This window comes from Buttiauxella noackiae (genome assembly GCF_000737905.1).
Classification (GTDB): Bacteria; Pseudomonadota; Gammaproteobacteria; order Enterobacterales; family Enterobacteriaceae; genus Buttiauxella; species Buttiauxella noackiae.
Genome location: NZ_JPRU01000002.1, coordinates 798,158 through 810,969, shown reverse-complemented (window position 1 = coordinate 810,969; position 12,812 = coordinate 798,158). Strand labels below are relative to the sequence as shown.

Sequence of the window (12,812 nt, the reverse complement as noted above, 5' to 3'; positions counted from 1 at the left end):
CAATGACAGAAAAAGCACGCCGTTCGAGCGCCCCGACTGAGGGTAATGACGAAATTGATATTGGCCGATTGTTCGGGACGGTCCTTGAAGCCCGCTGGTGGGTCCTGGGGATCACCGCAATTTTCGCGATACTGGCGACCGTCTACGCGATGTTTGCCACGCCAATCTATAAAGCAGATGCGCTGGTGCAAATCGAACAAAATGCCGGGAACTCGCTGGTTAACGACATCAGTTCCGCACTATCAAACAAGCCGCCAGCTTCTGCAGCCGAGATGCAGCTGATTCAGTCGCGCCTGGTATTGGGTAAAACGGTAGACGATCTGAATCTGGATATTTCAGTCGCAAAAAACAGCTTTTGGCTGTTAGGCGCGGGCTGGGACAGGCTGCAAGGCCGCCAGAACGATACCGTCGTTGTTGATACCTTTAATCTTCCGGCAGGGCAGGCCAAAAATATATTTACCCTGGAAGTGCTGAGCCCAACGCAGTATTTGCTGACCAGTGATAACGGGTTTAGTGCCAAAGGGCAGGTTGGGAAAACGCTAAATCAAGGTGGTATCACGCTGTCCGTTAGCGCGATTAAAGCGCAAGTGGGCGATACCTTTACCGTCAGTAAATACTCCACGCTTGGCATGATAAATCAGCTTCAGGGCAACCTGACCGTAGCTGAAAATGGCAAAGATACCGGCGTGTTAAGCCTCTCTTATACCGGTGAAGACAAGGACCAAATCCGCGCCATCCTCGATAGCATCACGCGTAACTATCTGGCGCAGAACGTGCAGCGTAAGTCGGAAGAAGCGGCTAAAAGCCTGCAATTCTTAGCGCAACAGCTGCCGGAAGTCCGCAGCCGCCTTGATGCTGCCGAAAATAAACTCAACGCTTATCGCCAGCAGCAAGACTCGGTTGACCTGTCACTGGAAGCCAAATCCGTCCTCGACACCATGGTAAATATTGATGCGCAGCTCAATGAGTTGACCTTCAAAGAGGCTGAAATTTCCAAACTCTATACTAAGGTTCACCCGGCTTATCGCACCTTGCTGGAAAAACGTCAGACGCTGCTCGATGAAAAAGCGCGCCTTAACGGGCGTGTTACCGCGATGCCAAAAACGCAGCAGGAAATCGTGCGTTTAACGCGTGATGTTGAGTCTGGTCAACAGGTATACATGCAGCTGCTGAACAAGCAGCAAGAGTTGAAAATCACCGAAGCCAGTACCGTTGGTGATGTGCGTATCGTCGATGCGGCCATTGCTCAACCAGGCATGGTGAAACCGCAACGTGCCCTGATCATTCTCGGCAGTATTATTCTTGGTCTGATGTTGTCCATCATGGGCGTGCTGTTACGATCCTTGTTCAATCGTGGCATCGAAAGTCCTGCGGTACTCGAAGAGGCAGGGATTGGTGTGTATGCCAGCATCCCGCTTTCTGAATGGCAGAAATCCCGCGACAACGCCACGGTGCGCACTGTTAAAGCGGCGAAACGCAATAAGCAAAGCCAACTGCTGGCGGTGGGTAATCCAACCGATCTGGCTATCGAAGCGATTCGCAGCCTGCGCACCAGTCTTCATTTCGCCATGATGCAGGCATCCAATAACGTTCTGATGCTGACCGGTGTTAGTCCGTCGATTGGTAAAACCTTTGTGTGCGCCAACCTGGCTGCCGTAATTAGCCAGACCAATAAGCGTGTGCTGCTTATCGACTGCGATATGCGCAAAGGTTATACCCACGAACTACTGGGCACTACCAACAACAACGGTCTTGCAGAGGTGCTCTCAGGGCAGGCGGAAATTACCCGCTGTGCGCAAAAAACCTCCGTACCTAATTTTGACCTTGTACCGCGCGGTGTGGTGCCGTCTAACCCTTCTGAGTTACTGATGAGCGAGCGCTTTGCGGAATTAATCGCATGGGCAAGCAAAAGCTATGACCTGGTGTTGATTGATACCCCACCAATTCTCGCCGTTACCGACGCTGCGGTTGTCGGCCGCCATGCGGGCACCACGCTGATGGTGGCGCGCTATGCGGTGAATACGCTCAAAGAAGTCGAAACCAGTCTCAGCCGCTTTGAACAAAATGGCGTCACCGTACGTGGCGTGATCCTCAATTCCATCTTCCGCCGTGCGGCAGGGTACGAGGATTACGGTTACTACGAGTACGAATATAAATCTGATGCGAAATAGTCAGGCATCAACTGGCGGATGAGGCTTTGCTTATCCGCCCTACAAATCTAGCCGTAGGGTGGATAAGCGATATCGCCATCTACCAATAAATAAAAACGATTTTCGGGGGGAGCGCCATGAAACGCCCACTTATCTCTATTTATATGCCGACATGGAACCGCCAGCAGTTGGCGATCCGCGCCATCAAATCGGTACTGCGCCAGGATTATGAACACTGGGAAATGTTAATCGTTGATGACTGCTCCTCCTCTTTTGAACAGCTTCAGCGCTTTGTTGATGAGCTGGGGGACTCGCGAGTGCGTTACATCCGTAATGATTTCAACTCTGGTGCCTGTTCGGTACGCAACCAGGCTATTCGCCAGGCTGCGGGGGAGTTGATTACTGGTATTGATGACGATGATGAGTGGACACCCAATCGCTTGTCAGCGTTCCTGGAACATAAACAGCAGTTGGTGACGCACGCCTTTTTATATGCCAACGACTATGTTTGTGAGGGACAAGTCTATTCGCAGCCCGCAAGCTTGCCGCTCTACCCTAAATCACCCTTCTCATTAAAGCTGTTTTACAAGCGTAATATCATAGGTAATCAAGTATTTACTTATGCCGACCGCTTCAAAGCTTGCCTGTTCGACACAACACTTGCAGCAGCTCAGGACTACGATATTTTCCTGCGTATGGTTGTGGAGTATGGCCAGCCGTGGAAAGTGGAAGAAGCCACGCAAATTCTGCATATCAATCACGGTGAAATGCAGATCACCAAATCACCGAAAAAGTTTGCCGGGTACTTTCACTTCTATCAAAAGCACAAAGACAAATTCGACCGTGCCAGCAAGAAGTATCAGCTGTTTACCCTCTACCAGATCCGCAATAAGCGAATGTCTTTGCGCACGTTATTAGCGCTGTTGAGCGTGCGAAATACCAAGCGACTGGCAGACGGACTACGGGGGAAATAACGGTGCTTGAAGACCTACGCGCAAATTCCTGGAGCCTTCGCCCTTGCTGCATGGTGATGGCTTACCGTATTGCCCATTTTTGCTCGGTATGGCGCAAAAAAAGCGTTATCAACAATCTTTGGGCGGCTCCGATAATCCTGTTTTATCGCTTTGTGACCGAATGCCTGTTTGGCTATGAAATCCAGGCAGGTGCCACCATTGGGCGTCGTTTCACCATTCACCACGGTTATGCCGTTGTGATTAACAAATTTGTGGTCGCCGGGGATGATTTCACTATTCGCCACGGCGTCACCATCGGTAATCGTGGCAAAAGCAACGCCTGCCCGGTGATTGGCAACGGTGTCGAACTGGGTGCCAACGTGGTGATTATCGGTGATATCACGCTTGGGAATAACGTCATTGTTGGCGCGGGAAGCGTGGTGCTCGATAGCGTGCCAGACAATGCGCTGGTGGTTGGCGAAAAAGCACAGGTAAAAATAATTAAATGAATATCATGCAATTTAACGTGCGCCTTGCTGAAGGCGGTGCGGCGGGTGTTGCGCTGGATCTTCACCAGCGTGCAAATGCCGCAGGTTTTAGCTCGCGATTTATTTACGGCTACGGCAAAGGCGGCAAAAAAAGCGCCAGCCACGACAAGTTCCAGGGGGTGGAAAAACACACGCCGCGCCTGACATCTATCGCCAACATTATTCTGTTTCGCTTTCTCAACCGCGACCCGTTCGGCAACCTGAATAATCTGTATCGCAAAGTGACCCGTGCGAAAGGGCCTGTAGTCCTGCATTTCCATGTGGTACACAGTTACTGGCTTAACCTCGAAGAGATGGTGACGTTTTGCCAGCGTGTAAAAGCGCATAAAACGGATGTCACTTTTGTCTGGACGCTCCACGACCACTGGAGTATCACCGGACGCTGTGCGTTTCTTGATGGCTGCGACGGCTGGAAAACGGGCTGCCAGAAATGCCCGACGCTAAACAACTACCCGCCGGTGAAAAAGGATCGTGCACATCTTCTGGTGCACACCAAACGTCAGTTGCTTCGCGAAATGCTGGCGCTGGGCTGTAAGTTTATTTCGCCAAGCCAGCATGTGGCTGACGCCTTTAATCTGATTTACGGAGCAGGGCGCTGCAAAATCATCAACAACGGTATTGATGTGGCAACCGAAGCGATTCTGGCTGAATTACCCCTCACGCAAGCTGCGGGCGCCAGGCCAAAAGTGGCAGTGGTAGCGCACGATTTACGTTACGACGGCAAAACCAATCAGCAACTCGTACAGGCCATGATGGCGCTGGACGACGAAATCGAGTTGCACACCTTCGGTAAGTTCTCGCCATTCAATGGCCCTAACGTGGTGAATCACGGTTACATGACCGATAAAAAAGCGTTGATGAGCGAGCTTAACGAAATGGACTCACTGGTATTCAGCTCGCAGGTCGACAACTACCCGCTGATTTTGTGTGAGGCGTTATCCATTGGTGTTCCGGTTATTGCTACCCAAAGCGATGCAGCAGATGAAGTGCTGCGTAAAGTCGGTGGCAAAACCTTTAGTGATGCTCGGGTGCTCGAACTGGTGAAAATGCCAAAAGAGCAGTTAGCACAGCAGGTGTTTGGCAAAGAGTTGCAGGCGTTTAAAGCTGCAAGCCGCCAGGCGTTTAGTGGGCAACAGATGCTGGAGGAGTATGTCTCGTTCTATCAGAATCTGTAGTTATCTGCTGTTACCGTTTATCTATCTGGTGGTCAACGTCAAGTTGGCCTCATTGGGGGAAAGCTTCCCCATAACGATAGTTACCTTCTTACCTGCAATCCTCTTTTTGTACATAGAACGAATCAGCGTCAAAAAATTGATGATTGCGCTTGGTATCGGTGCGGGACTCACCGCGTTTAACTACATCTTTGGCCAGTCGCTTGATGCCAGCAAATACGTCACCTCGACATTATTGTTCGTCTATATCGTGCTGATTATGGCGATGACCTGGAGCTGCCGTTTCAAAACTATTTCACAGCGTAATCACCATAAAATTCTGCGGTTATTTTATGGGGTGGTGGGCATTATTGTGATGCTTGCTGCGGCAGAAATGGCTCAGATTATTCTGACCGGTGGAAGTAGCCTGATTGAGAAAATTTCGAAGTTTCTTATATACAGTAATAGCTATGTTCTGAACTTTATTAGCTTCGGCGGTAAGCGTACCACAGCACTCTATTTTGAACCGGCGTTCTTCGCTCTGGCGTTAATCTCAATTTGGCTCAGTATCAAACAGTTTGGTATCAAAACACCGAAAACAGATGGTATGATTCTTTTAGGGATAGTGCTTTCAGGTTCATTTTCAGGGGTAATGACTTTTATCCTGTTCTATCTTCTTGAATGGGCATTCCAGTACCTTAATAAAAGTGCCATAAAGAAGAAGTTGCCATTAGCAATTATTTCTCTTTCCGTGTTTTTAGTAGGGTTAATATTCGCGTTCCCTTATATTGCGACCCGTCTTGGCGATTTGGGAACGGAAGGTTCGTCATCTTATTATCGTATTATTGGCCCGTTAGCGATGGTTGGGTATTCATTAACCAATATAGACGGGGTGGTGCGTTTCGGATCTTTATATGAATATGTCGCATCATTCGGAATCTTTAACGGTGCGGATGTCGGTAAAACAGTAGACAATGGTTTGTATCTGCTAATTATTTATTTTTCATGGTTCGCGGTATTACTGACTATTTGGTATATGTGGAAAGTCTTTAAAATGATGCGCACAGCTTTTGGTAATAATGAAAATTACCGCGTTCAATTATGGCTTTTTACACCTGTATCGTTATTTTTTACCGGTTCAATTTTTAGCCCTGAATATGCGTTTTTGATTGTGTGCCCGTTTATTTTGCGTAAGGCACTTAATATTACACAGCGTTGAGGTCCATCATGCTATTAAGTGTCATAACGGTTGCTTATAAAAATCTCGCCGGAATAGAAAAAACCTGGCAGTCGCTGGCACATTTAGCGAAGGCGCCTGGTATCACATTTGAGTGGATTGTGGTTGATGGTGGCTCGCAAGATGGTACCGCCGAGTTTCTGGAAAACCTGAATGGGCAGTACAACTTACGTTTTGTGAGTGAGAAAGATAACGGCATTTATGATGCGATGAACAAAGGCATTGATATGGCTCAGGGCCGTTATGCGTTATTCCTTAATTCGGGTGATATTTTCCATCAGGATATCGCAACCGTGGCGCATCAACTGGCTGCTATGCCGTCAACTGATAATGCGATGGTGATTGGCGATGCATTATTAGATTTTGGTGATGGTACAAAAATAGAGCGCCGTGCAAAGCAGGGCTGGTATATCTACCACAGTTTACCAGCTAGCCATCAGGCCATATTTTTCCCTGTCTCAGGTCTGCGTAAATACCCTTACGATCTGCAATATAAAGTCTCATCGGATTACGCGCTTGCCGCACGGATGTATAAAAAAGGTTATGCATTTAAACGCGTCAAGGGGATTGTCTCCGAGTTTTCAATGGGCGGTGTTTCTACCACCAATAATATTGAATTGTGCCGTGATGCGAGAAGCGTGCAGCGCAAAATATTACACGTCCCAGGCTTTATTGCAGAATTGTCTTATAAGTTACGTTTACGCACCACCGGAAAAACAAAGACGCTTTATAACAAAGCCTAAGGTGGATGACGCTGGCGCTTATCCACCTTACAACTACGACTGACACGTAGGTCGGATAAGCGTAAGCGCCATTAGACGAAAATAAGGAAATATTATGCAAGACCTAAGCGGCTTTACTGTGCCGAGGGGCTTTCGCGGTGCAAACGGAATAAAAGTGCAATTATGGTGGGCAGTACAAGCAACATTATTTGCCTGGTCGCCACAAATATTTTATCGCTGGCGTGCATTTTTATTACGCATGTTTGGCGCACGAATCGGTAAAGGTGTGGTGATTCGTCCGTCAGTCAAAATTACTTACCCATGGAAATTAACCCTCGGGGATTATGCCTGGGTAGGCGATGACGCCGTGTTATATACGCTGGGTGAAATTACGATTGGTGCAAATTCTGTCATTTCACAAAAGTGTTATTTATGTACCGGCAGTCACGATTATATGAGCAAACATTTTGATATTACCGCTTCACCAATTGTTATTGGTGAGAAATGTTGGCTGGCAACCGATGTATTTGTTTCACCTGGTGTGAATATTGGAAATGGCACCGTCGTGGGCGCGCGCAGCAGCATTTATAAATCATTACCGGCGAATGCCGTTTGCCGGGGTAACCCAGCAGTAAAAATACGCGATCGAGTTTTGTAGCCCTGTAGGTCGGATAAGCCTGCGCCATCCGACAAATCGGTGGATGGCACTGCGTTTATCCACCCTACGGACCTTCAAATAAGAACCTGGTTTAACAGAGGAAAATCCATTATGACTAAAGTAGCTCTCATCACGGGTGTAACCGGGCAAGACGGCTCCTATCTGGCGGAACTGCTGCTGGAAAAAGGTTATGAAGTTCATGGTATTAAGCGCCGTGCTTCTTCTTTCAACACCGAACGTGTTGACCATATTTACCAGGATCCGCATACCAGCAATCCAAAATTCCATCTGCACTACGGTGATCTGACTGACAGCTCAAACCTGACCCGTATTCTTTCCGAAGTGCAGCCGGATGAAGTCTACAACCTGGGTGCAATGAGCCACGTCGCGGTTTCTTTCGAATCTCCGGAATATACCGCAGATGTTGATGCAATGGGGACCTTGCGCCTGCTGGAAGCGATTCGTTTCCTGGGCCTTGAGAAGAAAACCCGTTTCTACCAGGCATCAACTTCTGAGCTTTATGGCCTGGTGCAAGAAACGCCGCAGAAAGAAACCACGCCTTTCTATCCGCGTTCTCCGTATGCCGTTGCCAAACTTTACGCCTACTGGATCACCGTCAACTACCGTGAGTCCTACGGCATGTATGCCTGTAACGGCATTCTGTTTAACCACGAATCCCCACGCCGTGGCGAAACTTTCGTGACCCGCAAAATTACCCGCGCTATCGCCAACATTGCTCAGGGTCTGGAAAAGTGCCTGTATCTGGGCAACATGGATTCTCTGCGTGACTGGGGCCATGCCAAAGACTACGTCAAAATGCAGTGGATGATGCTGCAACAAGAGACGCCAGAAGATTTCGTGATTGCCACCGGCGTGCAGTATTCCGTGCGTCAGTTCGTGGAAATGTCAGCCGCACAACTGGGTATCAAACTGCGCTTTGAAGGCACAGGTGTTGACGAGAAGGGCATTGTTGTTTCAGTCACGGGCCACGATGCGCCGGGCGTGAAACCAGGCGATGTGATTGTCTCCGTTGACCCGCGTTATTTCCGTCCTGCGGAAGTGGAAACCCTGTTGGGCGACCCGACTAAAGCACACGAAAAACTGGGCTGGAAACCAGAAATCACGCTCAAAGAGATGGTTGGCGAGATGGTCGCTAAAGATCTGGAAGCGGCGAAAAAACACTCGTTGCTTAAGTCCCACGGTTACGAGGTTGCCATCGCGCTGGAGTCCTGAGCATGAATAAACACCGTATCTTTGTTGCCGGCCATCGGGGGATGGTCGGTTCGGCCATCGTCCGTCAGCTTGAACAACGTGCTGATGTCGAACTGGTGCTGCGTAGTCGCGACGAACTAAACCTGTTAGATGGTGCGGCGGTTAATGCATTTTTTGCCGAACAGCGTATCGACCAGGTTTACCTGGCTGCGGCGAAAGTAGGTGGAATTGTCGCGAACAATACCTACCCAGCTGATTTCATCTACGAAAACTTGATTATCGAGAGCAACATTATTCACAGCGCACATACGCACAATGTGAACAAACTGCTGTTCCTCGGTTCCTCGTGTATTTACCCGAAAATGGCGAACCAGCCAATGGCGGAAAGCGAGCTGCTGCAAGGCACGCTTGAAGCGACTAACGAGCCGTATGCGATTGCCAAAATTGCCGGTATCAAACTGTGCGAGTCGTATAACCGCCAGTATGGTCGCGATTATCGTTCGGTGATGCCAACCAATCTGTATGGCCCGAACGATAACTTCCACCCAAGCAATTCGCACGTGATCCCGGCGTTACTGCGCCGTTTCCACGAAGCGACGCAGCAAAACTCGCCGGATGTGGTGGTGTGGGGCAGCGGTACGCCAATGCGTGAATTCCTGCATGTTGATGATATGGCGGCAGCCAGCATTCACATTATGGAAATGGCCAGTGAAGTGTGGCAGGAAAATACCCAGCCGATGCTTTCGCATATTAACGTCGGCACCGGGGTGGATTGTACCATTCGCGAACTGGCGCAAACCATCGCCAAAGTCACGGGCTACCGTGGGCGCGTGGTGTTTGATGCCACCAAACCTGATGGCACGCCGCGCAAACTGCTGGACGTTACCCGCCTGCGCCGTCTGGGCTGGTACCCGGAAATCACCCTGGAGCCTGGCCTTGCCAGCACCTACCAGTGGTTCCTCGAAAACCAGCAACGGTTCCGGGGGTAAATATGTTTCTGAGTGCTGAAGACTTCGCCACCGTTGTCCGCGCAACGCCACTGATCTCAATCGATCTTATCGTTGAAAATCAGGCAGGAGAGTTCCTGCTGGGGCAACGCACTCAGCGCCCGGCGCAGAACTTTTGGTTCGTGCCGGGTGGCCGGGTACAGAAAGACGAAACGCTGGAACGGGCTTTTGCACGCTTAACCGAAGCTGAATTAGGCACGCCGTTCACGTTGGAGGACGGCGAGTTCTATGGCGTGTGGCAGCACTTTTATGACGACAACTTCTCCGGAGCGGATTTTTCCACGCACTACATCGTGCTGGGATTTCGTCTGCGTGTGGACGCGGAACATCTGCCATTGCCGAAAGCACAGCACAGCGATTACCTATGGTTAACGCCTGAGCAATTGCTGGCTCACGATGATGTGCATGAAAACAGCCGTGCTTATTTTCTGGGCGACAAGGAAGAAAAGGTCATCGGATTATGAAAATTCTGGTCTACGGCATTAACTATTCGCCGGAATTAACGGGTATTGGGAAATACACCGGCGAAATGGTGGAGTGGATGACGCGCCAGGGCCACGAGGTGCGGGTCATCACCGCACCACCTTACTATCCGGTTTGGGAAGTGCATCCCGATTATTCCGCCTGGAAGTATAAGAAAGAAGTGGGTGCTGCCACAGTCTGGCGCTGCCCGCTGTATGTCCCAAAGCAGCCTTCAACGCTAAAGCGCCTGATTCATTTGGGCAGCTTTGCGCTGAGCTCTTTATTCCCGCTGCTGGCGCAACGCCGCTGGAAGCCGGATCGCATTATCGGCGTGGTGCCGACGCTATTTTGCGTACCGGGTATGCGCCTGCTCGCAAAACTGAGTGGCGCACGCACACTGCTGCATATTCAGGATTACGAAGTGGACGCCATGCTTGGCCTGGGGATGGCGGGCAAAAAGCAGGGCAAAGTTGCACGTCTGGCGCAGCGTTTTGAACAAAGCGGCCTGCACAACGTTGATAACATTTCGACGATTTCCCGCTCGATGATGAACAAAGCGACTGAAAAGGGTGTGGATCCGCAGAAAGTGATCTTCTTCCCCAACTGGTCCGAAGTAGAGCGTTTTCGCGGTATTTCTCGTGAAGAAATTCTGGCGGTTCGTGACCGCCTGCAATTGCCTGCTGATAAAAAAATCATCCTCTATTCCGGCAATATCGGCGAAAAGCAGGGCCTGGAAACGGTAATTGAAGTGGCTGAACGTTTTGCCCACCTGCCGTATGTATTCGTGATTGTCGGCCAGGGCGGCGGCAAAGCTCGCCTGCAAAAACTGGCTCAGGATAAAGGGCTGCACAACGTGGTGTTCCATCCGTTGCAGCCTTACGACGCGCTGCCAGCGTTGCTAAAGCTTGCCGATTGCCATTTGGTTATTCAGCGCCGGGGTGCGGCTGATGCGGTTCTGCCATCAAAACTGACCAACATTCTTGCGGTGGGCGGCAATGCGGTGATTACCGCAGAAGCGGACACCGAACTTGGCCAACTTTGCGAGGCGTATTCCGGAATTGCACTGTGTGTTGAGCCGGAGTCGGTTGATGCCCTGGCCGATGGCATCCAGCGCTGCCTGCAACTGCCGGAACATAACATCGTGGCATGTGACTATGCCGAGCGCACGCTAGAGAAAAACAGCGTGCTGAATCAATTTATTGCGGACATTCAGGGTTAATTATGACTAATTCCAGACTCTATCCGGTCATTATGGCTGGAGGAAACGGTAGCCGCTTGTGGCCGTTGTCCCGCGTGCTTTACCCGAAACAGTTCCTGTGCCTGAAAGGGGAACTGACAATGTTGCAAACCACCGTCAGCCGTTTAAACGGCGTCGAGTGTGAAAGCCCGGTGGTGATTTGTAACGAAGAACACCGCTTTATCGTCGCCGAACAGCTGCGCGAGCTGAACAAGCTCACCGAAAATATTGTGCTGGAACCTGCCGGGCGCAACACGGCGCCTGCTATCGCACTGGCGGCACTGGCGGCAATTCGCAACCAGCCGCAAACCGATCCGCTGATGCTGATCCTTGCGGCCGACCATGTTATCCAGGATGAAGAGGCATTCCGAAACGCGGTGCGTAATGCGCTGCCGTATGCCGAAGCCGGAAAACTGGTCACCTTTGGCATCGTTCCTGACCTGCCAGAAACTGGCTACGGCTACATTCGCCGTGGCGAAGTGGTAAACCCGAATACCCCAGATGTGGATGCTGTGGCGTTTGGTGTGGCGCAGTTTGTCGAAAAACCGGATATCGCTACCGCGCAGGCATACGTCGCCTGCGGTGAATATTACTGGAACAGCGGCATGTTCCTGTTCCGCGCCGGGCGCTACCTCGAAGAGCTGAAAAAATTCCGCCCGGATATTCTCAGCGCCTGCGAAAAGGCGATGGCGAACGTCGATCCGGATCTCGATTTTGTGCGTGTGGATGAAGCCGCATTCCTCGCCTGCCCGGATGAGTCTATTGACTATGCAGTAATGGAAAAAACGGCCGATGCCGTGGTGGTGCCAATGGATGCCGGCTGGAGCGATGTGGGTTCATGGTCTTCTCTTTGGGAAATCAGCACCAAAAACCAGCAGGGCAATGTGCATCACGGCGATGTGATAAGCCACTCTACCGAAAACAGTTACATCTATGCCGAATCCGGCCTGGTTACCACCGTTGGCGTGAAAGATCTGATTGTTGTGCAGACCAAAGATGCTGTGCTGATTGCCGACCGCGACCACGTACAAAGCGTGAAGAAAGTGGTTGAGCAGATCAAATTCGATGGCCGCCACGAACACCATAACCACCGCGAAGTTTACCGCCCGTGGGGCAAATACGACTCCATCGACGAAGGCGAACGCTACCAGGTGAAACGTATCACCGTGAAACCGGGCGAGGGGTTGTCTTTGCAGATGCACCATCACCGCGCCGAACACTGGATTGTGGTGGCGGGCACCGCAAAAGTGACGCTGGGTGAAGAGGTGAAACTGCTGGGCGAAAACGAGTCCATCTACATTCCACTGGGCGTCACCCACTGCCTGGAAAACCCCGGAAAGATCCCGCTCGACCTGATTGAAGTGCGTTCCGGCACTTATCTTGAAGAAGACGACATTGTGCGTTTCGAGGATCGCTACGGACGCATCTAACCATCATATTTCACGCTGCAGATGCGTTGGCTTCCTTTGCGCACA

General features: G+C 50.7%; 12 protein-coding genes. All 12 read left to right on the top strand.

All coding sequences use genetic code 11. The features are described 5' to 3' along the window. The first annotated feature begins 2 nt into the window (after positions 1-2). Positions 3-2,171 carry a tyrosine-protein kinase Wzc gene (gene wzc / locus IX31_RS12240; protein ID WP_034458483.1) on the top strand — a complete coding sequence of 723 codons (2,169 nt, stop codon included), beginning with the start codon at positions 3-5 and terminating at the stop codon, positions 2,169-2,171. A gap of 116 nt (positions 2,172-2,287) precedes the next feature. Beyond that, complete coding sequence (wcaA, locus tag IX31_RS12235; protein WP_034458482.1) at positions 2,288-3,124, top strand: colanic acid biosynthesis glycosyltransferase WcaA; 837 nt, start codon at positions 2,288-2,290, stop codon at positions 3,122-3,124. Between the two features lie 2 nt (positions 3,125-3,126). After that, positions 3,127-3,612 (top strand): colanic acid biosynthesis acetyltransferase WcaB, encoded by a 486-nt coding sequence (wcaB, locus tag IX31_RS12230; protein WP_034458480.1) that lies wholly within the window; start codon positions 3,127-3,129, stop codon positions 3,610-3,612. After that, a complete protein-coding gene (locus tag IX31_RS12225) occupies positions 3,609-4,826 on the top strand; it encodes a glycosyltransferase (RefSeq protein WP_034458478.1) in 1,218 nt (405 codons plus the stop codon). Before wcaB ends, IX31_RS12225 begins: the two co-directional genes overlap by 4 nt. Then, entirely contained in the window at positions 4,801-6,021 is a 1,221-nt protein-coding gene (wcaD, locus tag IX31_RS12220; protein ID WP_034458476.1) for a colanic acid polymerase WcaD, read from the top strand. Before IX31_RS12225 ends, wcaD begins: the two co-directional genes overlap by 26 nt. A gap of 8 nt (positions 6,022-6,029) precedes the next feature. Next, the gene (wcaE, locus tag IX31_RS12215; protein ID WP_034458474.1) at positions 6,030-6,782 is read left to right on the top strand and encodes a colanic acid biosynthesis glycosyltransferase WcaE; all 753 of its coding nucleotides are present in this window, start codon (positions 6,030-6,032) and stop codon (positions 6,780-6,782) included. 94 nt (positions 6,783-6,876) lie between these two features. Beyond that, positions 6,877-7,419, top strand: a complete 543-nt coding sequence (wcaF, locus tag IX31_RS12210; protein WP_034458473.1) for a colanic acid biosynthesis acetyltransferase WcaF — start codon at positions 6,877-6,879, stop codon at positions 7,417-7,419. A 111-nt stretch (positions 7,420-7,530) separates the two neighbouring features. Next, positions 7,531-8,652: a GDP-mannose 4,6-dehydratase gene (gene gmd, locus IX31_RS12205; RefSeq protein WP_034458471.1), complete on the top strand. Its 1,122-nt coding sequence runs from the start codon at positions 7,531-7,533 to the stop codon at positions 8,650-8,652. A gap of 2 nt (positions 8,653-8,654) precedes the next feature. Next, the gene (gene fcl / locus IX31_RS12200; protein WP_034458468.1) at positions 8,655-9,620 is read left to right on the top strand and encodes a GDP-L-fucose synthase; all 966 of its coding nucleotides are present in this window, start codon (positions 8,655-8,657) and stop codon (positions 9,618-9,620) included. A 2-nt stretch (positions 9,621-9,622) separates the two neighbouring features. Further along, positions 9,623-10,102 carry a GDP-mannose mannosyl hydrolase gene (locus tag IX31_RS12195; protein ID WP_034458466.1) on the top strand — a complete coding sequence of 160 codons (480 nt, stop codon included), beginning with the start codon at positions 9,623-9,625 and terminating at the stop codon, positions 10,100-10,102. Further along, positions 10,099-11,319: a colanic acid biosynthesis fucosyltransferase WcaI gene (gene wcaI / locus IX31_RS12190; RefSeq protein WP_034458464.1), complete on the top strand. Its 1,221-nt coding sequence runs from the start codon at positions 10,099-10,101 to the stop codon at positions 11,317-11,319. Before IX31_RS12195 ends, wcaI begins: the two co-directional genes overlap by 4 nt. 2 nt (positions 11,320-11,321) lie before the next feature. Next, positions 11,322-12,767 (top strand): mannose-1-phosphate guanyltransferase, encoded by a 1,446-nt coding sequence (cpsB, locus tag IX31_RS12185; protein WP_034458462.1) that lies wholly within the window; start codon positions 11,322-11,324, stop codon positions 12,765-12,767. Positions 12,768-12,812: the final 45 nt, after the last annotated feature.